Consider the following 21560-nt stretch of genomic DNA (forward strand, 5'->3'; position numbering starts at 1 on the left):
GACCGCTGCTACAGCGCCGATCGCCACGCGTCCATCTGGACAGCGAAGAGAAGAGAACATAGAAAGAACAAATGGCGCAACTCGATACACGGGCAAAGCTGGCGATCCTCGCCGACGCGGCGAAATATGATGCGTCGTGCGCGTCTTCCGGAACCACCCGGCGGACGTCGAAGGACGGCAAGGGGCTGGGCTCGACCACCGGCATGGGCATCTGCCACGCCTATGCGCCGGACGGGCGCTGCATCAGCCTGCTCAAGATCCTGCTGACCAACAGCTGCATCTTCGACTGTCACTACTGCATCAGCCGCAAAAGCTCGAACGTTCGCCGCGCCCGCTTCACGCCGGCCGAGGTGGTCGAACTGACGCTCAATTTCTACCGCCGCAATTATATCGAGGGGCTGTTCCTTTCCTCGGGCATCATCCGCTCGTCCGATTATACGATGGAGCAACTGGTCGAGGTGGCGCGCAGCCTGCGCGAGGACCATGATTTCCGCGGCTATATTCACCTGAAGACAATCCCGGACGCCGATCCGGCGCTGATCCACCAGGCCGGGCTGCATGCCGATCGCGTCTCGATCAATGTCGAGCTGCCGACGGTTGCCGGGCTCAAGCGGCTTGCGCCCGAAAAGTCCGCGCCCCGAATCGAGGGGGCGATGCTGGGGATGCGCAGCGCGATCGAGGATGGCGCCGATGCCCGCAAGCGATATCGTTCGGCGCCGAAATTCGCGCCCGCGGGTCAATCGACCCAGATGATCGTCGGCGCCGATGCGGCAACCGACGGAGACATCATCGGCCGCGCCGCCGGCCTGTATGGCCGCTTTGGCTTGCGCCGCGTCTATTATTCGGCGTTCAGCCCGATTCCCGATGCCAGCGCGGTGCTGCCGCTCCAGCGGCCGCCGCTGATGCGCGAGCACCGCCTCTATCAGTCCGATTGGCTGATGCGCTTTTACGGGTATCGCCCGGACGAGGTCGCACAGGCGGTGGACCCGGCCACCGGCATGCTGCCGCTCGATATGGATCCCAAGCTCGCCTGGGCCCTGCGCTTTCGTGATCGCTTTCCGGTCGACGTCAATCGCGCACCGCGAGAAGCGTTGCTGCGCGTGCCCGGCCTTGGCACCAAGGCCGTCGCCTCGATCCTTGCCGCACGCCGGCTGCGGCGCCTTCACCTCGCCGATATCGGGCGCCTGACCGTGTCGCTGGCGAAGCTTCGTCCCTTCATCGTCACGGCGGACTGGCGCCCGATTCGACTGGCCGATCGCGCCGATCTCTCGGCCTGGGTCAAGCCGCGACGGGAACAGCTCGAATTGTTCGCCGCGTGACGCGATGCTGCGAACGACTCGCGCGAGAAACCTCGGGCGCGATCGCCGGTTGAGCCTCCGAACCAAGGAGTAATCGACATGGCAAAGCAGCCGCGCATCTTCCGCGACCTTATCGAGGATCATGACCGCCAGCGTAAACTGATCGAGCAAATCGACGGCACGTCGGGCGACAGCGCCGATCGCCGCGACCTGTTCGAGAAACTGCGCCTCGAGCTTCAGTCGCATGCGGCGGCGGAGGAAGAAACGCTGTACGCGACGATGCTCGCCCGGCCCGACCTGCGCGATGACGCACGCCATTCGGTTTCCGAGCACAAGGAAGTCGACGATCTCCTCGGCGAGCTGATGGACATCGACATGGCGTCCTCGGCCTGGCTCAGCAAATTCAGGACGATGCGCGACCGCTATCTCCACCATATCGACGAGGAAGAGGAAGAGATGTTCCCGGCGGCAGAAAAGGAACTGTCGGCGGAGACCGAGGAGCGGCTGGGCAAGCTGTTCGAGCAGCGCAAGCCGAAGGAGCGCGAGCGCGCCGAGGCGAACGCGCCGGGCGACGACCGCGACTGACCCTTGCAGGCGATCACGCTTTCCGCCGAAGATGATTTCGACGGCTGGCGTGACGCCGCACGGATGCTGGCCCGCGCGCGCGTCGCGCCGGAAGCGGTGGTGTGGCGCGTGGGGAATGCGGCGGGCGATCTGTTCGCCGCCCCTACCGCGCCCGCTTCGGACGGTGCAGAAGGCGCGGACATTCGCGTACCGCGGGCGTTCGTCGACCTCGCCCGGACGGTCATTCTCCATGCCGATCCGCAGCGCTTCGCCCTGCTCTACACGCTCCTCGCCACCGATCCGCACCGGATCGAGGATCGCGCCGATCCACTCGTCCGCCGACTGGTGCTCATGGCTAAGGCGGTGCGGCGCGACATTCACAAGATGCGAGCCTTTGTCCGCTTTCGCGAACTGACGGACGAGAGCGGCACCCGCTTCGTCGCCTGGTTCGAACCCGAGCATCACATTGTCCGCGCCAACGCCCGCTTCTTCGTCGAGCGTTTCACCAACATGCGATGGTCGATCCTGACGCCCGAACTGTCGATCCACTGGGACGGCCACAGGCTTGGCGAAGGGCCCGCCGCGACGCGAAACGACGCGCCCGCCGACGATCCGGTCGAGGCGGTTTGGAAGACCTATTATGCGTCGATCTTCAACCCCGCCCGCCTCAAGACCGGTGCGATGCTCAAGGAAATGCCGCGCAAATACTGGAAAAACATGCCCGAGACCGCGTTGGTGAAGGAACTCGTGGCGGGTGCCCGGGCGCGGGAGACGGCGATGGTGGAGACGGCACGACAGAGCGCCGGCGGCAACATGGCGGGCGCCTGGGCGGCGCTCCGCGACGAGGCGGCGAGCTGCACGCGCTGCCCGCTCTATCGACCTGCGAGGCAAACGGTGTTCGGTGAAGGCCCGCTCGACGCGCCGATGATGCTGGTCGGCGAACAGCCGGGCGATCAGGAGGATCAGGCGGGCCGCCCGTTCGTGGGTCCCGCGGGGCAGATGCTCGATCGCGCGCTGGCCGATGCGGGCATCGATCGCGCCAGCGTCTACCTGACCAACGCGGTCAAGCACTTCAAGTTCGAGCCGCGCGGCAAGCGGCGCATCCATGCCAGGCCCGATGCGGGCGAGATCAGCGCCTGCCGCTGGTGGTATGAGCAGGAACTGGCGCTGGTCCGCCCGAAACTGATCGTCGCGCTGGGCGCAACGGCCGCCCGGCAGATCACGGGAAAGGCCGCGACGATCTCGGCGTTGCGCGGCCGGGCGCTTGCGCTTGCCGACGGCGGCGCCGGCTGGGTGACGGTACATCCCAGCTATCTGCTCCGCCTGCCCGATGCCGATGCAGCTGCACTGGCCTATCGCGATTTCGTCACCGATCTGCGCGGCGCCCGCGCATTGCTATAGGCCGGGAATTGCCTAGTCGTGGTTCCGATTTGAGGGACGGCGAATCATGACGAACGGATGGAGCCTCGCGCTGGCATTGCCGATGCTGTTGCCGGGCGCCGCATCGGCGCAGGAGGCGGCACGGATGCCGCCCGCGCTGGCTGCGCTCACCGGCTGCTGGCGGGGTGAAGGCGATGTGAAGGGCAAAGCGGTGACGCTGGTGCTCGCCGCACGGCCGGTCGCGGCAGGCGCAATGCTGGCGGTGGACACGGAAAGCGTCGCAGCCGCCGATCAAGCGGATCGCTATGCCGCGCATCTGCTGTTCGGGGGGGATGGCAAGGGCGGACTGACCGGCTTCTGGGCGGACAGCTTCGGCGGCGCCTATACATCCACCGGCCAGGGCGCGCCGACGCCGGACGGCTTCGAGATCACCTATCCCTATCCCGACGCCGCCTTCGTCAATCGCTGGCAGTTGCACGACGATCGGCTCGCCTGGCAAATCACCGCGCGCGATCCGGCCGGAAAGGACAAGATCTTCGCCCGTTACACGTTGCACCGCGAGGCGTGCGAGACCGCGCACGAATGAAGCGCGCCCCTTGCAGGAAACGCTCCGCACGCCGATGTTTGGGCTTTAACGCCTGTCATGTACGGGGCAGGCGATCGGCATTGAACGCATTGGGGAACTAGGTGGCGGATCCATACGCAACGCTTGGGGTGGCGCGCGGCGCCAGCGAAGCGGATATCAAAAAGGCCTATCGCAAGCTCGCCAAGGAGCTGCACCCCGATCGCAACAAGGACAATCCCAAGGCATCCGAACGTTTCAGCCAGGTTACCCAGGCCTATGACCTGCTGACCGACAAGGACAAGCGCGCGCGGTTCGATCGCGGCGAGATCGACGGCGACGGCAATCCGACCGCACCTTTCGGCTTTGGCGGCGCGGGCGGTGGCGGCGCGGGCAGCTTCCGGCCCGGCGGCGGCCAGTTCGATTTCGGCGGCGACAGCGCCGACCTCGGCGACATCTTCGAAGGCCTGTTCGGCGGCGGCGCGGCCGGCGGCAGGCGTGGCGGCTTCAGCGGCGGCTTTGGCGGTTTCGGGCGCCGGCCCCAGCCGAAGGGCGCCAATATCGCCTATCGCCTTGCCGTCTCGTTCGAGGATGCCGCCCGGCTCGCGACGCAGCGCATCACGCTGCGCGACGGCAAGACCATCGACCTGAAGTTGCCGGCCGGCGTCGAGGAAGGCACCCAGATGCGGCTGGCCGGCAAGGGCGAGGAAGGCCCCGGCGGCGCGGGCGACGCGATCGTCACGATCGAGATCCAGCCGCATCGCTTCTATGTCCGCGACGGCGACGACATCCGCCTCGACCTGCCGATCACGCTGGCAGAGGCAGTGCTGGGCGCGCAGGTTCGCGTGCCGACCCCGGATGGTGCGGTGATGCTGACGGTGCCGAAGGGATCGACATCGGGCCGCGTCCTGCGGCTCAAGGGCCGCGGTTTTCACAAGAAGGGCGCCGGGCGCGGCGACCTGTTCGTGACGCTGATGGTCGATCTGCCGGTCGATGACGATGCGCTCGTCGAATTTGCCAAGGGATGGCAGAACAAGGGGAACCCCAGGGGCCGAATGGGCGTCTGAACGGGGTGTCAGAACGCCCCACGCAACCCATCTCTCCCCAGTCGCCCGAGGCGCGGCGGCTGGGGCTTGCCGGCAAGTTTCCCCGGCGCCTTGAAGAGATGGGCATTTCGGCCCGAACGTTTGAAATCGTGAAGCGGGTTGCGGTGGGCACGTTCAACGATGGCTTCACCTATGCGGGCAACCTCGCCTATCTGTCGCTCGTCACGCTGTTTCCCTTCTTCATCGTCGCGACCGCGCTCGCCAGCCTGTTGGGCCGCACCGGCACGGGCATTCATACGCTCGAGGTGTTTCTGCAGACGGTGCCGCCCGACGTCGCCGAACTGCTGCGGCAGCCGGTTATCGACGTGCTCAATGCCCGCACCGGCGGTCTGTTGTGGTTCGGCGCGATCGTCGGCCTCTGGACCACCGCGGGCTTCATCGAAACAATTCGGGCCATCGTCCGCCAAGCTTATGGCGTTCCCTCCAATACGCCCTTCTGGAAGTATCGGCTCGGCGCGATCGGGCTGATCGTCGTGGCGGTGCTGCTGGTGATGCTCGCGTTCAGCCTCCAGGTGGTGCTGGTCGCGGTCGAGCAGTTCCTCTACCGCGTCCTGCCCTGGGCGACCGAGGCGCAGCGCTTCGCCGCGGCCGGGCGCGTGGTTCCGGGGCTGGCACTGTTCGGCGCACTCTACATCCTCTTTTATTCGCTTACGCCCGGGCGCTATCGTCGCGCCTCCTGTCCCAAGTGGCCGGGCGCGGCGTTGACCGCATCATGGTGGCTCAGCGTCACCGCGTTGCTGCCCTGGGTGCTGGCGCTGTTCGGCGGCTATGGTGCCACCTATGGCAGCCTCGCGGGCGTGATGGTGGCGCTGATCTTCTTCTTCCTGGTCGGGCTCGGCGTCGTGCTGGGGGCCGAACTCAACGCGGCTCTGGCGGAAGTGGGTGAGAACGGTCTAGAGGGGCCCGAAGGACAGGAGGTTCAGGGTACGTGACCGGATTGATGCAAGGCAAACGCGGGCTCATTATGGGCCTGGCCAATGATCGCTCGCTCGCCTGGGGCATCGCGCAGCAACTGCGTGCGCAGGGCGCGGAACTCGCGTTCACCTATCAGGGCGACGCACTACTCAAGCGGGTAAAGCCGCTGGCCGAGCAGCTGGGTTCCGATTTTCTCATCGAATGCGACGTTTCTGAGATGGCGGCGCTGGACACGACGTTCGATACGCTGAAGTCGCGCTGGCCGACGATCGATTTCGTCGTTCACGCGATCGGCTTTTCAGACAAGAACGAGCTGCGCGGCGCCTATTACGATACGTCGCTCGACAATTTCCTGATGACGATGAACATCTCGGTCTACAGCTTCACCGCCGTCGCCAAGCGCGCGCGCGAACTGATGCCCGAGGGCGGCAGCCTGCTGACGCTCAGCTATTATGGCGCCGAGAAGGTCGTACCGCACTATAACGTGATGGGCGTCGCCAAGTCCGCGCTGGAAACCTCGGTCAAATATCTCGCGATGGACCTGGGGCCGGAGAAGATTCGCGTCAATGCGATCTCGGCCGGGCCGATCAAGACGCTCGCTGCAAGCGGCATCGGCGATTTCCGCTACATCATGAAGTGGAACGAGCTGAATTCGCCGCTTCGTCGTAACGTGACGATCGAGGATGTCGGCGGTGCCGGCCTGTATCTGCTTTCGGACCTGTCGGCCGGCGTGACCGGCGAGACGCACCATGTCGACGCCGGCTATAACGTGATCGGCATGAAGGCCGAGGACGCGCCGGACATCGCGCTCTCCTGAGGCGACCGGAGGGCGGCGGTCAGCGGCTCGTGCCGCGCGCCGCCCCTCGCGCCAGCCGATAGGCGCGTATGCTGTCCCAGGCATAGAGCGCGCAACCGCTCCAGATGAGCACGAAGGTCGCGACGTGCACGAGCCGCACCGGCTCACCGAACAGCAGCACCGCCTCCAGAAACTGCAGCGTGGGTGCGATATATTGGAGCAGGCCCATCGTCGCATAGGGCAGCCGGCGGGCCGCCGCCGCGAACAACAGCAACGGCGTCGCCGTCACCGCCCCGGCCAGTATCAGCAGCAGATCGATGTGAGCCGAGCTGCCGAACGCACCGTTGCCGGTTTGCCCCGCATGAATCAGCAGCGCGAGACTGGCGGGCGCAAGCAGCAGCGTCTCGACCGTCAGCCCGCCCAGCGCATCGATCGCGACGACCTTGCGAAGCAGGCCATAGCCGCCGAAGCTGAATGCGAGCGCCAACGGAATCCACAATGCCTCGGCGCCATTCGAGGCGAGCAGCAGCACGCCAAGCGCCGCCAGCGCGACTGCAACCCCCTGCAGCCGCCGCAGCCGCTCACCGAGCACCGCCATGCCAAGTGCGACATTGACCAGCGGATTGATGAAATAGCCCAGGCTGGCGTCCAGCACGTGGTTGTGCTGCACCGCCCAGATATAGACCGCCCAGTTGATCGCGATCAGCGTCGCGCTTCCCGCCAGCAGCAACAGCGTTCGGCCGCGCGCCGCCCGCAAGATCGGCCCGATCCGCCGCATCGCCGCGACGGTCACCACCAGCAGCAACAGCGACCAGAGCACACGATGGGCAAGCACCTGCAAGGCCGGCACCCGCTGAAGCATATGCAGATACAGCGGCAGCACGCCCCACATCGCATAGGCGCTGATACCGAGAAGAAGGCCGGCGCGACCGGATTGCTGGCTTTCTGACATCGCGCCGCGGTTAGCCGTATCGCGGTGCAAAGCAAGCGTGAACGGGATCGCGGCGATCAGGCGGCGACGCGAAGCCAGATCGCAGTCGCGTCGTCCGATCGCTTGAAACGCGGATAGCGGGTGCAGGCCGAATCGGTCGCTTCGATCGCGCGCAGGGCGATGGCGAGCGCCGGCAGCCCGTCCTGGATCAGGGCGGCCATCAACGACGTCGCGTCGAGCGCGGCATAGCTGTCGATCAGCGCGGCGAAACCGTCGGTCATCAGCAGCAGATCATCGCCCGGCGTACAATTGATCCGCGCCGTCTCCAGCCGAGTCAACGTCGCCGGCTCGACGCCAAGCACGGATCGGCCAGGCCGATCGCGCGCGGCGCGCAGGCTGTCGATGATGGGGGCCTCCGCTTGTTTGACCGCGCCCAGCCCGTACTCGGCAAGGCTTGCGGCGTGCGCCGCTTCGGCATCGCGATCGGCAGGCAACGGGCCAATTCGCGTGACGCCGCTATCGCCCCGCAGCAGCCCGACGCAATCGCCCAGCCAGCCGCATTCGAGCGCATCGCCATCGAGCCGCACGGCGAGAAAAGCGGCGATCGGCAATTCCCACCGTCCGTACGGATCGCGGGTTCGCGCCGAAGCATAATCATTTGCAAGCACCTCGGCGACCGCGCCGCACATCGCCGCCAGCGGCGCATCGGCAACCGCCATGAACGCGGCATGCGCTTGGCCCGCCAGCCAGGCCGCGCCGCCCTGCCTCCCGACCAGCCCCGGCGGCCCGAGATCGGTGGCCCCGTCGATCACCCAGGCGTGCGCGGTCGCCGAGCCCGCGCGGTCGTCATTGGGGGTGTCGGCGGCACCTGCCAAGCTGATGGACTGAATCAAGTCGAACGGCATGAGCTCAGCCTATCAGGGGCTCATGCCGTTCGACTATTCCAAGGCTTTGGCGCAGATGAACTGCGGTGCACGCCTCAATCGGCGAACAGCAGCACAGGGGTCTCAAGCAGCTTCTTCACCGCCTGAACGAAGCTCGCCGCGTCCCAGCCGTCGACGACGCGGTGGTCGCAGCTGATCGAGAGGTTCATCAGCTTGGCGCGGACGATGTCTTCGCCGTGGAAGATAGGGCGCTCGACGATCTTGTTCGGGCCGATGATCGCCACTTCCGGCCGGTTGATCACCGGCGTCGTCGCGATGCCGCCGAGCGGCCCGAGCGAGGTGACGGTGAGGGTGGAGCCGCTCAGCTCCTGCGAGGTCGCCTTGCCGGTGCGCGCGGCCTCGGCAAGGCGGGTGATCTCGCTCGCCAGCTGCCAGACATTCTTGTCCTGCGCGTCGCGGATGACCGGCACCATCAGCCCGGCATCGGTCTGCGTCGCCATGCCGAGATGGACGCGGCCATGGCGGGTGACCACCCCCGCCTCGTCGTCATAGCGGGCGTTGAGCATCGGGAAGTCGGGCAGCGTGCGGCACAAGGCGACGATCAGGAACGGCAGCATGGTCAGCTTGGGGCGCTGGCCGCGGTTGGCGTTGAGGTCGGCGCGCATCGCCTCCAGCGCGGTGACGTCGATCTCGTCGACATAGGTGAAGTGGGGGATGGCGCGCTTCGACGCGGCCATGTTCTCGGCGATGCGGCGGCGCATGCCGATCACTTTCACCGGCTGGTCCTCGCGGGCGCGGCTTGCGTGGGGGGCGTGATAGCCCTGCGCGCTGCCGTAGCGGAGGAAGGCGTCGAGATCGGCATGGCGAATGCGGTCGCCTTCGGCGGGCTTCACGCTCGCTAGGTCGATGCCGAGGTCCGCCGCGCGGGCGCGCACCGCGGGGGAGGCGAGGACCTTATGATCCTCCCCGGCACGGGGATGGGGACCATCAGCCGCAGGCTGATGGTGGAGGGGGGCCTCAGCGGGGGATGCGGGCGCAGTTTCAGCGGGGTCGCCCAGCGACGCTCCCCCTCCACCACCGGCTTCGCCGGATGCGCGGCTAAGATTGCTCCCAGCAATCTTAGCCTCGTGCGGGGCACGAGGCGACCCGCTCATCCCCCTCCCCGTGTCGGGGAGGATCGCTTCCTCGACGCCCGGATTCTCGGCCTCGACCTGCTCCTCGACGGTAGTCTCTGCCTCGGCCAGCGTCTCCGCCTCGCCCTCAACCTCGATCACCATCAGCGCCGAGCCGATCGGCACCTGGTCGCCCACCTCGCCGGCGAGTTCGACCACCACGCCGGAGACGGGCGATTCCATCTCCACCGTGGCCTTGTCGGTCATCATGTCGGCGACCTGCTGGTCTTCCTCGACGCGGTCGCCGACACGCACGTGCCAAGCGACGATCTCGGCCTCGGCAATGCCTTCGCCGATGTCCGGCAGACGAAAGGTAAAACGAGCCATGGGCGTCAGTCCTTGAGGAGTTTGTTGAGCGCCTCGCGGATCCGCACGGGACCCGGGAAATAGGCCCATTCGAGGCTGTGGGGATAGGGCGTGTCGAAACCGGTGACGCGGGCGATCGGCGCTTCGAGATGGTAGAAGCAGCGCTCCTGCACCAGCGCGGAGAGCTCGGCGCCGAAGCCGGAGGTGCGCGTCGCCTCATGGACGATCATGCAGCGGCCGGTCTTCTTCACCGAGGCCTCGATCGCTTCGATGTCGAGCGGCACCAGCGTGCGCAGGTCGAGGATCTCGGCATCGACGCCCAGTTCCTCAATCGTCGCGGCGACGACATGGACCATCGTGCCATAGCAGAGGATCGTCACCGCCTCGCCCTCGCGAACCGTTGCCGCCTTGCCGAGTTCGACGCGGTAATAGCCTGTCGGAACTTCGCTCGCGGGATGTGCGGTCCAGTTCTTGGCCGGGCGATCATAATGGCCGTCGAACGGGCCGTTATAGATGCGCTTCGGCTCGAGGAAGAGGACGGGGTCGTTGTCCTCGATCGCGGCGATCAGCAGGCCCTTGGCGTCATAGGGGGTCGACGGGATCACCGTCTTGATGCCCGAAACATGGGTGAAGATGCCCTCGGGCGACTGGCTGTGCGTCTGCCCGCCGAAGATGCCGCCGCCATAGGGCGAGCGCACGGTGATCGGCGCGGTGAAGTCGCCGTTCGAGCGGTAGCGCAGCCGCGCCGCCTCGGAGACCAGCTGGTCGAGCGCCGGGTAGATGTAATCGGCGAACTGGATCTCGGGCACGGGGCGCAGGCCATAGGCACCCATACCGATCGCCACGCCGATGATGCCGATCTCGGTGATCGGCGTATCGAACGCGCGGGTCTTGCCGTACTTCGCCTGGAGCCCGGCGGTCGCGCGGAACACGCCGCCGAAATAGCCGACATCCTCGCCCATCACGACGACCTGGTCGTCGCGTTCCATCATCACGTCCATGGCGGAGTTGATCGCCTGGATCATGTTCATGCGGGGGGCGGTCATATGCCAGCCGCCTTGCGCTCGGCGATCATCTGGTCGCTCTGTTCCTTCAGGTGCCAGGGCATCTCCTCGAAGACGCCTTCGAACATCGTCTCGAACGGCTGGTGCATGCCGTGGCCGAGGATGCCGTTCTTCTCGGCCTCCTTCTGCGCGCGCTTCACTGTCTCGGCGAGCTCGAGATCCATCGCCGCGTGACGTTCCTCGTCCCATTCGCCGAGGCCGATCAGATGGTCCTTCAGCCGCCGGATCGGATCGCCGAGCGGCCAGGCATTGGGCTCGCCGGCTGAGCGATAGGCACTGGGATCGTCGGAGGTCGAATGGCCCTCGGCGCGGTAGGTGAAATGCTCGATCAGCGTCGGGCCCTGGTTGGTCCGCGCGCGCTCGGCCGCCCACTCCGTCGCCGCATAGACCGCCAGCGCGTCGTTGCCGTCGACGCGCAAGCCCGCGATGCCATAGCCGATCGCGCGTGCCGCGAAGGTGGTCGCCTCGGCACCCGCGAAGCCCGAGAAGCTCGAGATCGCCCACTGGTTGTTGACGACGTTGAAGATCACCGGGGCGCGGTAGACGGTGGCGAAGGTCAGCGCCGAGTGGAAGTCGCCTTCCGCGGTCGAGCCTTCGCCGCACCAGGTGGCGGCGATGCGCGTGTCGCCGCGCGCCGCGCTCGCCATCGCCCAGCCCACCGCCTGCGGATATTGGGTGGCGAGGTTGCCGGAGATCGAGAAGAAGCCGGTCTCCTTCGAAGAGTACATGATCGGCAACTGCCGGCCCTGCAGCGGATCGCCCTTGTTCGAATAAATCTGGTTCATCATCGTGACCAGCGGATAGCCGCGGGTGATCAGGATGCCCTGCTGGCGATAGCTGGGGAAGCACATGTCGTCGCCGGCCATTGCAAGGGCCGCCGAGACCGACACCGCCTCCTCGCCGGTCGACTTCATGTAGAAGCTGGTCTTGCCCTGGCGCTGGGCGCGGAACATCCGCTCGTCGAACGCGCGGGTGAGCGCCATGGCGCGCAGCATCCGGCGCTTGGCCTCGGCATCGAGCCGCGGATCCCAGGGGCCGACGGCATTGCCCGAATCGTCGAGCACGCGGATCAGCCCGTAAGCCAGGTCGTGGAACTGGTCTGCCTTTTCGGCGCTGTCCGGGCGGCGCGCGGCGCCCGCAGGCGGAATCGACAGGTCGCTGAAATCGGCTTCATCGCCGGGGCGGAATCGCGGCTCGGGGACGTGCAGCGATAGCGGCGGCAGGTTGGCGCGCGGGGCGTCGGCCGTCATGGTCTCTCCATCAGGTGCGGCCGTGTCGCAACGACAACGCACGGACTCGATTGCCCGCCGTTGTTATAAAATTTCAACCAGCTTGTCGAGATGGGGCAGCCGCGCTGACCTAAATCGCCGCAGCCGGGCGAGCACCGCAGCACCCGCCAGGCCGCTGTAAGTGACCTATTCCGCCGGAACGTACAGGTCGCCACCGTCGCGATATCGCGCGCTCATCTCGGCCATCCCCGCCTCGGCGTCGGCCGGCGCTGGCGTTGCCGCGAGGAACCCATCCGCCGGCTGGTTCTGCTTCGCCGCAAAGTCGCGCACTTCCTGCGTGATCTTCATCGAGCAGAATTTGGGCCCGCACATCGAGCAGAAATGCGCGGTCTTGGCGCCCTCGGCCGGCAGCGTCTGGTCGTGATACTGCTCGGCCGTATCCGGATCGAGCGACAGGTTGAACTGGTCGCGCCAGCGGAACTCGAAGCGCGCGCGGCTCAGCGCGTCGTCGCGCACCTTCGCCGCCGGATGGCCCTTGGCGAGGTCCGCCGCGTGCGCCGCCAGCTTGTAGGTGACCACGCCCACCTTCACGTCGTCGCGGTCGGGGAGCCCGAGATGCTCCTTCGGCGTGACGTAGCAGAGCATCGCCGTGCCGTACCAGCCGATCATCGCCGCGCCGATGCCGCTGGTGATATGGTCGTATCCCGGTGCGATGTCGGTGGTCAGCGGCCCGAGCGTGTAGAAGGGCGCCTCGCCGCACGCCTCGAGCTGCTTTTCCATGTTCTGCTTGATCTTGTGCATCGGCACATGGCCGGGGCCCTCGATCATCACCTGCACGTCCTGCTCCCAGGCGCGCTTGGTCAGCTCGCCCAGCGTGTAGAGCTCGGCGAACTGCGCCTCGTCATTGGCGTCGGCGATCGAGCCCGGACGCAGGCCGTCGCCGAGCGAATAGGCGATGTCATAGGCCTTCATGATCTCGGTGATTTCGTCGAACCGCTCATAGAGGAACGATTCGCGGTGATGCGCGAGGCACCACTTGGCCATGATTGAGCCGCCGCGGGATACGATGCCGGTGACGCGCTTGGCGGTCATCGGAATATAGGGCAGCCGCACGCCGGCATGGATGGTGAAATAGTCGACGCCCTGCTCGGCCTGCTCGATCAGCGTGTCCCGGAAGATCTCCCAGGTCAGTTCCTCGGCGATGCCGCCCACCTTTTCCAGCGCCTGGTAGATCGGCACCGTGCCGATCGGCACCGGCGAGTTGCGCAGGATCCATTCGCGGGTGTCGTGGATGTTGCGGCCGGTGGAGAGGTCCATCACCGTGTCCGCGCCCCAGCGGATCGACCAGACCATCTTGTCGACCTCGCTCGCCACGTCGCTGGCGACCGCCGAATTGCCGATATTGGCGTTGATCTTCACCAGGAAGTTGCGACCGATCGCCATCGGCTCGCTTTCCGGGTGGTTGATGTTGTTCGGGATGATCGCCCGGCCGCGCGCCACTTCGTCGCGGACGAATTCGGGGGTCACGTAATCGGGGATCGAGGCGCCCCAGTCCTGCCCGTCGCGGACATATTCGGCGAGCCGCTCGCGGCCGAGATTCTCGCGCTCGGCGACATATTCCATCTCGGGCGTGATGATGCCGCGCTTGGCATAGTGCATCTGGGACACGTTCATGCCCGGCTTGGCGCGCAGCGGGCGCTTCACCACGTTCGGGAACTGCGGCACGCCGGCCGAGCGGTCCGGCCCCTTCAGGCCGTTGTCCTCGGGCTTCACCTGGCGCGCGTCATAGGCCTCGACATCGCCGCGAGCGAGGATCCAGTCGCGGCGGAGTGCCGGCAGACCGGCCATGATGTCGATCTGCGCATTCGGATCGGTGTAGGGCCCCGAGGTGTCGTACACGCGCACCGGCAGCTCGCCGCTGCCCGGCTCGAGATGGATCTCGCGCATGGCGACGCGGTGCTTGCCGACATGGATCTTGCGGCTGCCGCGGATCGGGCCGGTGGTAACGCCGATTTCGGCCTTGGCGGGGATGTCGGCCATGGTTCGTCCACTCCTTGGGCTATCGCCGGGAGAGACAACGGACCTTGGGTGAAAGACCGCTCCCTCCCTACGCCGGTGTCAACCGGATCAGGTTCAGCGGGTCGAAGGCTGCGGCCCTCCTCTCAACCGCTGCGCCAGCGGTCCCCCGGGGAATAGCCCTGTGTACGCGCAAGCGCCGCGCCGAGCAATCCCGACGCGGCGCTTGCCCAACTGCAATGATGCGCCGTCGCGACGAGCGCCCCCGGCATCAAGCCAGTCGGAGCGAACCCACCGCCCTGCGACGACGAATCGCCGCACCGGCAAAGCCGAAACCGCCGATCAGCATGCCCCAGGCCGCCGGCTCGGGCACGCCGGAGGTTGCGCCGGCGCTGAAGTCCGCTTTGAATTGGGCATCGCCAAAGACGCCGCCAGCATAATCCCAATCCCGCGCCGTCAACGACGCGAACTGAGTCCCATTGTTGAAATAGACGAAGTCGCCGCCCGAATAGGCATCCGTACCAAGCGCGCCGGCCGTCGGCATCCAGGCCGACCCCGAGCTGTTGTTAAGGACACCCGAGGTGGTGAGAAACGCGACATAGCGGTTGCCGCTCACCAGCGTCGTGCCGGTGGTGTCGAAGTTGAACGCCTGTACCGCGCCATCGCTGGTAAAGCCGAACTGCTGCTCATCGCTTGTGTAGATCGCACCGCCCACCGCGCGCGCACCGTTCCAGGCATAGACATAGGCGCGGAAATTGATGGTCCCGCCATCCCGCCCGGCCGATTCATTGCCCCCGAGATACATCGTGAACGAATTGAGCGCGTTTTCCGCACCGACGGTGAAGGTCTGGCCATAGGTGGCGGTATCGGGGACACCGAACGCGCTGATCTGATCGGCGACCGGCCCGCTGAGATCGATATCCTGCGCGGAAGCCGGAACGGCGAATACAATAGCGGCAGTTGCGGCGGCGATGAACGACTTGATCTTCATGACGTAACCCCCTGGGTGATCCTCGACTTCGAAATCCTCGCTAAACGGACTCCGCCGCGCTGGCACCGCTATACTTTTTTCGGTTAACGTCCCAAAACAGGATCAACTGATGCCGGCGGGCGCTCAGAAAGTATAAGCGAGACCCAGCACGCCGAAAAGCTGGTTTCGTGACCCTGCAATCGACACCAGGGGCGATTCGGCCGCATCGTTGAGCAGCTGGCTGTAGCCGACGCCGCCGACAGCCGACAGGCCGTGCGTCAAATCCCCCGTCAGCGATACGTTGACCAGTCCGCCGACCGACCAGTCCTTCCACCCCTTCCCCGCCCGATAGGCAGGCAGTCCGCTCGCGACGCTGCCGGCAGGGCTGACGCCAAAATAGGTGTCGGCATAGCCATCGCCCATGTAATCGGCCGAAAGATTGATCCCGACAAAGATCTTGCGGCTGAGGGGGGTGCCATAGTCGATCGAGGGCGTCACCACATAGCTTTTGTGGATATCGCCGACGTCGTGAACATAGGCGACGCTGACGGTCAGCTTGTCGTAATCGCTGGTCAGCACGCCCTGCTTGCCGATGCCGACATAACCGCCGGCCTCCAGCGCCGCCTTGATCTTGCCCAGCCTCGAAACCTGCGGATCCTTGATCCGCGCGGTGCGGTTCAGATTGACGTTGACCAGCGGCCCCAACTGAAAATCCCACCCGGGTCCGCCATCGGTGGGGATCACGTCCGCCCAGGCGCGATTGCCACGCACCGTGAAGTTGATGCCCGAAACGCGGCCGCGCGCGCCGGGCGCAGCGGTAATGACGCTGCGATCCGAACCCTCATAGGTGGGCACGACCGCCGCGCCCACGCCGACCGTGATCGAATCGCGGTTCAGGTCCGGCGCCGCCTCCCCTTGCTGGGCAAGGGCGGGCGTCGCGATCAGCAGCGCAAGCGGCACGGACGCGCGACGCGCGAGATGGTGGATAGACGACATGGAGGCTCCGGAATGAATGTTGCACCCGCGAAACGCCCATCCCGGCGCTGCGGTTCCTAAAGCAGGTAGCGCATCCGGACTTGCTGGCGCGCGCTGCCGGCGGTAACCGGGAACTGCGCGGCGTTGAACCGGGGCGGGCCGAAACCGATCGCCGGGTTGCGCGAGAAGCCAAAGCCTTCGCGCGGGATGCCCATGAAGGTGTCGAGCTTGCCGTTGCCATTGGCATCATGGATCACCGCCACGGCATAGTCGCCGGGGGCGAGGCCCGAGACGCGAACGCGGCCATCGGCAGCCGAAACCGTGCGCTTGATGGCACCGCCGCCTTCGCTGCAATCCGGGAATTCGCTTGCGTCGGGGGCGATGCAGATCTGGAGTAGCCCCTTGGCCGACCGCAGCTTGAGAAAATCAATCTCCAGCGTGCCGAGCGGGCTGCCCGCGGCCAGCGTCGCCAGGCACAGCATCGCGCCGGCGGCCCGCGCCACCCGCAAAGCTGCCAAGCCCCTGGTCGGTTCCGCACAGCCTGTCCCAGAACCGAAAGTAAAGCCCATAGTTGCACCCATAACGCTCATGATGGCGCTGATGATGGCTTGCCGTGATCAACCAGGCACCCATCGGTCCGCGCCAGACCCAAGCTGGAAAGACCTCCCACCCCATGTGGTTGGTCACCCCCATAACGGTCATTACGGTCAGGACCAAGCCGAGCGCGGCAACATGAATGGGAATCAGGAAGACCAGCAGCGGGATCACGATCGCGCCCGTCAATGCCTCGCCCCAATGGAATGCCATTGCGGCCCAGGCCGTCGGCGGACGACTGGCATGGTGGACCGCGTGATAGCGGCGGAACAGCGCCGGAATGTGCATCCAGCGGTGCGTCCAATAGAACCAGCTGTCGTGCGCAAACAGGTAGAGCAGCACCGATAGCGGCAGATACCAGAGCGGCCAGGCATCCACATCGGTGTAGATGCGCGTCCAGCCCAGATTCTGCCAGCCCCAGGCCACCACGCCGGCCGGAATCCCATAGATTGCAGCGGAGGCGAGGCTCCATCCGATCTCGCGGCGAATCTGGCGGTCCAACCCGGCATAGAGCCCCGGATGGCGCAGCCGCGTCGCCAGCGCGAAGCCGCCCGACGCAGCCAGATAGCGCAGCCCGACGATCAGCGTCATCGCAATCGCAGAGGCAGCTATGGCGAGCGCGGCGGTCATGAGCGAGGGCTAGTCTTTCCCGCTCGAGTGCGCAATTCGATACGCAATTGCCCGATGCCGAAAAGGAAGCGACGATGAATGCATTTCGCAAGCGCCAGGTGAAGCGGCTGCGCGTGCATTGCCCGATGGCCCCGGAAAGCTGGCGCCGGTTGATGGCCGGGGACCATACGGCGCTGGCCGATGATCCCGCCATTGGCGCGATACTGGCCATCGCCCGCGACGATACGCCCTTTGGCGATTTCGGCCTGTATCGCGGGGTGGTCGAGTTGTCGCCAGGCTGGGAGATTTTCACGCCGGGCGCGCACGCCCGCCCGGCGCTCGGCGCCGCCGCGCAGGAAACGGTGTCGCCAACGCTGATCCTGACCTTTCATGTACCGGCGGATGCCGATCCTGCAGCGATCGACGCAACAGTCGATCGCATCCTGGCCGCACAACCGTGGGAAATTCCGGTCATCGAATGGGACGAAACCTGGCTTGTCCAGCGTTGACAGAAAGCAGATTGCCAGTCAGCAAGTAACGATAATTGTTCTTTCCTGTAACTAATCGGCCATTTCAGCCCTTTCTTTCGACTGTTGCCTGGCGCCCACAGTTGCCAACTTTGCATTCCGGAATCCGCGCGCTGACAAGCGCCCCTCTATAAGGCGCTCAGAGGGATCATCGATATGATCGCAGGAGCGGATTTGTGAGATTCCGGCATGTTCTACTCGCCTGCACGGCGAGCATCGTCGCACAGCCCGCATGGGCACAGTCGGGTGATGCGGCTTCAGAGTCCGAACAGGGCGAAACCACGGCCGCGGAGAAGGTGCCCGAGAAGGAGGTGTTCTCCACGGGCGTCGCCAAGGGCCGGGACCGGCTTGACAGCGCGACGTCGACCAGCGCCTTCCGGGAGCGCGACTTCCGCCTGCTTGGCCCGGTGCCGCTTGGCGATCTGCTGCGCACCGTGCCGGGTCTGCGCGTCGAAACCGGCGTGGGTGAAGGCAATGCGAACTACACGGTTCGCGGGCTGCCGCTCGCCGCCGGCGGATCGAAGTACATGCAGATGCAGGAAGACGGGTTGCCCGTCCTGGAATTCGGCGACCTCTTCAACATCGCTGCCGATGTCTACATGCGCGCAGACTTCAATGTCAGCGCGATCGAGTCGATCCGCGGCGGCTCTGGTTCGACCTTTTCGTCGAACGCGCCGGGCGGCCTCATCAACCTGATCTCGAAAACCGGCGATCGGCGGAGCGGCGCCGTGCAGGTCAGCACCGGGCTGGACTATGGCGAAAAGCGCGTCGATTTCGATTATGGCAGCCCGCTCGGCGGCGGCTGGCGCTTCCATGTCGGAGGCTATTATCGCGCCGGCGAAGGGCCGCGCGATATCGGCTTCACCGGCTACAAGGGCGGCCAGATCCGCTTCAACGTCACCCGCCAGTTCGATAATGGCTATATCCGCGTCAGCGGCAAATGGCTGCGCGATCAGTCGCCGACCTTCGCGCCTTATGCGATCAGCATCACCGGAACCAACGACAAGCCGGTGATCGGCAACATCCCGGGATTCGATATCCGCCGCGATTCGACGTTGTCGCCCTATATCGGGCCGGTTACCACGCTGGACGGCAACAACAATCTGATCCGAATCCCCGTGTCGCGTGGCATGAATCCGATCAGCAAGTCGATCGGCGCCGAGGCGCAGTTCGATGTCGGCGGCTTCACCATCACCGATCGCGTGCGCTATTCGTGGAACAGCGGCGATTTCAGCCGTGCCTTCCCTTCCACCATCAACACCGTCTCGGCGATTGCGGCATCGCAGGGCGGCGCGGGCGCGACCGCCGCCTATGCGACCGGTCCCAACGCCGGCCAGCCGATTTCGACGGCGACGCCGATCAACGGCAACGGGCTGCTGATGTTCTCCTATATCTCGGAGACGCGGGCGCGTTCGCTCAACTATTTCGTCAACGATCTGCGCGCCACGCGCGTGTGGAAGGTCGGTCGCGGCGACCTGACCGTCACCGGCGGCCTCTACAAGTCGAACCAGCAGCTCAACACCCAGTGGCTGCATACCGCGATCGACACCGACGTCGCGGGTGGTGGCCGAACCGCGATGGTCGATATCTTCAACGCCCAAGGCGACGCACAGACGCTGAACGGCTATTATGCGTTCAGCCGCAACGGCTCGAAGTTTCGTCGCATCTTCGACGTGTCGTACGACATCATCGCGCCCTATGGCTCGGTGAACTATCATATCGGCAAGGTCGCGATCGGCGCCAGCGTCCGCTACGACAGCGGCCGGGTGCGCGGACAGCTGTTCGGCGCCGATCTCGGCGGCGGCCGCAACGGGGTCATCAGCTACGACGTCAATGGCGACGGGGTGATTTCGCCGGCAGAAACCCGCGTCGCCTTTCTCCCGCTCGATCAGCCGGCGCCGGTCGACTATAATTACGGCTATGTCAGCTATTCGAGCGGCATCAATTATCGTGTGGCCGAGCCATTTTCGGTGTTCGCCCGATACAGCCACGGCGCCCGAGCCAATGCCGACAAGATCTTGTTCACGCCGGCAGTAAGCGCAGTCGACGGCAGCGTTCCCGACGGCAGCGATAAATATGACGGCGTCAACCAGCTGGAAGGCGGTTTCAAGTTCCGCAAGCCTTGGGCGACGCTCAACGTCACGGCGTTCCGTGCGACTGCCGACGATCACAATGTGCTGAACGGCTCTGCCAACCAGACCATCCGCACCTATCGCGCGCACGGCGTGGAAATGGAGGGAAGTGTCCGACACGGCGTGTTCAGCCTCACTGCCGGCGCCACCTACACCAAGGCCAAGATCAGCGAGGACAAGCTCGATCCGACGCTCACCGGCAAGGAGCCACGGCACCAGCCGACCTGGACCCTGGTCGCGACGCCGCAGATCGACCTGCCCCAGGCGACGATCGGCGCCAACATCGTCACCATCACCAGCAGCTATGCGCAGGACACCAACCTGCTTCGCATGCCCGGCTTCACGACGGTCGGGGCGTTCGCGGTGATCCGGCCGATCCGAAACGTCGAACTGATGGTCAATGCGAGCAACCTGTTCGACACGATCGGGCTGTTCGAGATCAGCCAGAGCAGCGTACCGGCCAGCGGCCTGGGCTGGGGCCGCGGCGTTCACGGCCGCACCGTCTCGGCATCCGCCCGCTACAATTTCTGACCGGTGAAAAGGGGGCGCCTCGCCTGGCGCCCCCAATCCGTTCAGGCGTGCGCCGCGACGTTGCGGCGACGGCGGACGCTGGCGCCGGCAAGGCCGAAGCCGCCGATCAGCATCGCCCAGGTGGCCGGCTCCGGCACCGCGCCCGCCGGCGGCGTCAGCGCGGCGGTCAGCGTCAGATCGTCGATCGCCAGGCCGTGATCCGAACCGCCGACGTCATAGTCGGTCCAGCGGATCGCGAACGTGCCCCCGTCGGCGATCATCAGATTGGCGATCGTCGCGCTGATCGCGGTGCGGTTCGCTGCGGCGTTGCCGTCGATCGCGCTGCTCGAGCTGCCCGATCCCGTGCCATTGACGATGCTGGCAAAGTCGAGCGCCGAAAACGCGCTCCAGCTGCCGTTCGACAACGTGCTCGCGTCGGTCGAATATTCGAACACCAGCGTGTCGAGGCTCGCCGTGCCGCGGCGCCACTGCTCGCCGAAATAGCTCAGCGTGATTGATTCGATCGCGGCGCCGAGTTCGTTGCTGAAGAACGCGCCGAACAGGATCGGCGACGCGCTGCCCGAGGTAACGCTGCCCAGCGCACGCTCGCTGCCGGTGCCAAAGGCATAGGCGGTGCCGGCATTGCCGTTGCTGGTGGCATAGGCATCGTCCGAGCCGGCACTGCTCGATCCGCGCTCGTCCAGCTGCCAGCCGATCGGCAGCACGTTGCTCGTGCCGCTGGTCGCCAGCGTGTTGAAATCCTGCGTGTAGCTGGTGCCGGTCAGCGCGATCTGCGCCTGCGCGGCGGGCGCCACGGCGAGAACGGCGCCGATGGCGGCGCCGGCAATGATCTTGATCTTCATGCGTAAACCCCTGATTCGCAAAGCAGCCGATACGGCTGCAACCGTTGTTAGGGGCCCGGTGTGCAACCTCTGTGACGATGGTTAATAAAATGTAAATTCCTGCGCGCCGCCATGCCTCGGCGCGCCCGGGCTGCGCCCGCACTCGTCTCGCCGCGCT

The 21560-nt window shown here is 65.9% G+C and carries 20 protein-coding genes and 1 riboswitch; of the genes, 9 read left to right on the plus strand and 11 right to left on the minus strand.

The features are described from left to right. The first annotated feature begins 71 nt into the window (after positions 1-71). The 7 genes from ACX40Y_RS02770 (at position 72) to fabI (ending at position 6642) form a co-directional block, all read left to right on the plus strand. Positions 72-1319: a putative DNA modification/repair radical SAM protein gene (locus ACX40Y_RS02770; protein ID WP_459118002.1), complete on the plus strand. Its 1248-nt coding sequence runs from the start codon at positions 72-74 to the stop codon at positions 1317-1319. Positions 1320-1397: 78 nt separating this feature from the next. Then, positions 1398-1883, plus strand: coding sequence for a hemerythrin domain-containing protein (locus ACX40Y_RS02775; protein WP_459118003.1), 486 nt, complete (start codon positions 1398-1400; stop codon positions 1881-1883). Positions 1884-1886: 3 nt separating this feature from the next. Then, positions 1887-3263: a UdgX family uracil-DNA binding protein gene (locus ACX40Y_RS02780; RefSeq protein WP_459118004.1), complete on the plus strand. Its 1377-nt coding sequence runs from the start codon at positions 1887-1889 to the stop codon at positions 3261-3263. A 46-nt stretch (positions 3264-3309) separates the two neighbouring features. After that, the gene (locus ACX40Y_RS02785; RefSeq protein ID WP_459118005.1) at positions 3310-3828 is read left to right on the plus strand and encodes a hypothetical protein; all 519 of its coding nucleotides are present in this window, start codon (positions 3310-3312) and stop codon (positions 3826-3828) included. A gap of 101 nt (positions 3829-3929) precedes the next feature. Beyond that, entirely contained in the window at positions 3930-4871 is a 942-nt protein-coding gene (locus ACX40Y_RS02790; RefSeq protein ID WP_459118006.1) for a DnaJ C-terminal domain-containing protein, read from the plus strand. Beyond that, positions 4829-5842: a YihY/virulence factor BrkB family protein gene (locus tag ACX40Y_RS02795; protein WP_459118007.1), complete on the plus strand. Its 1014-nt coding sequence runs from the start codon at positions 4829-4831 to the stop codon at positions 5840-5842. Before ACX40Y_RS02790 ends, ACX40Y_RS02795 begins: the two co-directional genes overlap by 43 nt. Beyond that, positions 5839-6642, plus strand: a complete 804-nt coding sequence (gene fabI / locus ACX40Y_RS02800; RefSeq protein WP_459118008.1) for an enoyl-ACP reductase FabI — start codon at positions 5839-5841, stop codon at positions 6640-6642. Before ACX40Y_RS02795 ends, fabI begins: the two co-directional genes overlap by 4 nt. Before the next feature lie 19 nt (positions 6643-6661). Here the strand turns inward: fabI and rarD are convergent, their stop codons facing one another. From rarD to ACX40Y_RS02850, 10 genes are all read right to left on the minus strand, one after another. After that, positions 6662-7573 (minus strand): EamA family transporter RarD, encoded by a 912-nt coding sequence (gene rarD, locus ACX40Y_RS02805; protein ID WP_459118009.1) that lies wholly within the window; start codon positions 7571-7573, stop codon positions 6662-6664. A 56-nt stretch (positions 7574-7629) separates the two neighbouring features. Next, positions 7630-8445: a hypothetical protein gene (locus ACX40Y_RS02810; protein WP_459118010.1), complete on the minus strand. Its 816-nt coding sequence runs from the start codon at positions 8443-8445 to the stop codon at positions 7630-7632. An 86-nt stretch (positions 8446-8531) separates the two neighbouring features. Further along, a complete protein-coding gene (locus tag ACX40Y_RS02815) occupies positions 8532-9935 on the minus strand; it encodes a dihydrolipoamide acetyltransferase family protein (RefSeq protein WP_459118011.1) in 1404 nt (467 codons plus the stop codon). 5 nt (positions 9936-9940) lie between these two features. Further along, positions 9941-10945, minus strand: a complete 1005-nt coding sequence (locus ACX40Y_RS02820) for an alpha-ketoacid dehydrogenase subunit beta (RefSeq protein WP_459118389.1) — start codon at positions 10943-10945, stop codon at positions 9941-9943. A gap of 11 nt (positions 10946-10956) precedes the next feature. Beyond that, entirely contained in the window at positions 10957-12228 is a 1272-nt protein-coding gene (locus tag ACX40Y_RS02825) for a thiamine pyrophosphate-dependent enzyme (RefSeq protein ID WP_459118012.1), read from the minus strand. Positions 12229-12393: 165 nt separating this feature from the next. Beyond that, on the minus strand, positions 12394-14247 hold the full coding sequence (gene thiC / locus ACX40Y_RS02830; protein ID WP_459118013.1) for a phosphomethylpyrimidine synthase ThiC: 1854 nt from the start codon (positions 14245-14247) through the stop codon (positions 12394-12396). Between the two features lie 47 nt (positions 14248-14294). Continuing rightward, positions 14295-14405: riboswitch (TPP riboswitch) on the minus strand. 89 nt (positions 14406-14494) lie between these two features. Continuing rightward, a complete protein-coding gene (locus ACX40Y_RS02835; RefSeq protein WP_459118014.1) occupies positions 14495-15214 on the minus strand; it encodes a PEPxxWA-CTERM sorting domain-containing protein in 720 nt (239 codons plus the stop codon). A gap of 123 nt (positions 15215-15337) precedes the next feature. After that, positions 15338-16189 carry a MipA/OmpV family protein gene (locus ACX40Y_RS02840; protein ID WP_459118015.1) on the minus strand — a complete coding sequence of 284 codons (852 nt, stop codon included), beginning with the start codon at positions 16187-16189 and terminating at the stop codon, positions 15338-15340. Between the two features lie 56 nt (positions 16190-16245). After that, positions 16246-16650, minus strand: coding sequence for a DUF2141 domain-containing protein (locus ACX40Y_RS02845; RefSeq protein WP_459118016.1), 405 nt, complete (start codon positions 16648-16650; stop codon positions 16246-16248). After that, positions 16595-17392: a sterol desaturase family protein gene (locus ACX40Y_RS02850; RefSeq protein ID WP_459118017.1), complete on the minus strand. Its 798-nt coding sequence runs from the start codon at positions 17390-17392 to the stop codon at positions 16595-16597. The genes ACX40Y_RS02845 and ACX40Y_RS02850 overlap by 56 nt, the downstream gene beginning before the upstream one ends. Positions 17393-17466: 74 nt before the next feature. On the opposite strand from ACX40Y_RS02850, the gene ACX40Y_RS02855 reads away from it, so the two are divergent. Together ACX40Y_RS02855 and ACX40Y_RS02860 are read left to right on the plus strand one after the other, a co-directional pair. Beyond that, a complete protein-coding gene (locus ACX40Y_RS02855) occupies positions 17467-17880 on the plus strand; it encodes a hypothetical protein (protein WP_459118018.1) in 414 nt (137 codons plus the stop codon). A 194-nt stretch (positions 17881-18074) separates the two neighbouring features. Further along, complete coding sequence (locus ACX40Y_RS02860; protein WP_459118019.1) at positions 18075-20561, plus strand: TonB-dependent receptor domain-containing protein; 2487 nt, start codon at positions 18075-18077, stop codon at positions 20559-20561. Between the two features lie 41 nt (positions 20562-20602). Here the strand turns inward: ACX40Y_RS02860 and ACX40Y_RS02865 are convergent, their stop codons facing one another. Next, positions 20603-21403, minus strand: a complete 801-nt coding sequence (locus ACX40Y_RS02865; protein WP_459118020.1) for a PEPxxWA-CTERM sorting domain-containing protein — start codon at positions 21401-21403, stop codon at positions 20603-20605. Between the last annotated feature and the right edge of the window lie 157 nt (positions 21404-21560).

This window comes from Sphingomonas sp. RS6 (genome assembly GCF_054489705.1).

Bases quoted from the DNA above. Each gene is read 5' to 3' on its own strand.
- ACX40Y_RS02840 (WP_459118015.1), bottom strand. From the start codon at position 16,189: ATGTCGTCTATCCACCATCTCGCGCGTCGCGCGTCCGTGCCGCTTGCG.
- ACX40Y_RS02855 (WP_459118018.1), top strand. From the start codon at position 17,467: ATGAATGCATTTCGCAAGCGCCAGGTGAAGCGGCTGCGCGTGCATTGC.
- ACX40Y_RS02835 (WP_459118014.1), bottom strand. From the start codon at position 15,214: ATGAAGATCAAGTCGTTCATCGCCGCCGCAACTGCCGCTATTGTATTC.
- ACX40Y_RS02820 (WP_459118389.1), bottom strand. From the start codon at position 10,945: ATGAACATGATCCAGGCGATCAACTCCGCCATGGACGTGATGATGGAA.
- ACX40Y_RS02845 (WP_459118016.1), bottom strand. From the start codon at position 16,650: ATGCTGTGCCTGGCGACGCTGGCCGCGGGCAGCCCGCTCGGCACGCTG.
- rarD (WP_459118009.1), bottom strand. From the start codon at position 7,573: ATGTCAGAAAGCCAGCAATCCGGTCGCGCCGGCCTTCTTCTCGGTATC.
- ACX40Y_RS02815 (WP_459118011.1), bottom strand. From the start codon at position 9,935: ATGGCTCGTTTTACCTTTCGTCTGCCGGACATCGGCGAAGGCATTGCC.
- ACX40Y_RS02770 (WP_459118002.1), top strand. From the start codon at position 72: ATGGCGCAACTCGATACACGGGCAAAGCTGGCGATCCTCGCCGACGCG.
- ACX40Y_RS02850 (WP_459118017.1), bottom strand. From the start codon at position 17,392: ATGACCGCCGCGCTCGCCATAGCTGCCTCTGCGATTGCGATGACGCTG.
- ACX40Y_RS02825 (WP_459118012.1), bottom strand. From the start codon at position 12,228: ATGACGGCCGACGCCCCGCGCGCCAACCTGCCGCCGCTATCGCTGCAC.
- ACX40Y_RS02775 (WP_459118003.1), top strand. From the start codon at position 1,398: ATGGCAAAGCAGCCGCGCATCTTCCGCGACCTTATCGAGGATCATGAC.
- ACX40Y_RS02865 (WP_459118020.1), bottom strand. From the start codon at position 21,403: ATGAAGATCAAGATCATTGCCGGCGCCGCCATCGGCGCCGTTCTCGCC.
- thiC (WP_459118013.1), bottom strand. From the start codon at position 14,247: ATGGCCGACATCCCCGCCAAGGCCGAAATCGGCGTTACCACCGGCCCG.
- ACX40Y_RS02785 (WP_459118005.1), top strand. From the start codon at position 3,310: ATGACGAACGGATGGAGCCTCGCGCTGGCATTGCCGATGCTGTTGCCG.
- ACX40Y_RS02795 (WP_459118007.1), top strand. From the start codon at position 4,829: ATGGCAGAACAAGGGGAACCCCAGGGGCCGAATGGGCGTCTGAACGGG.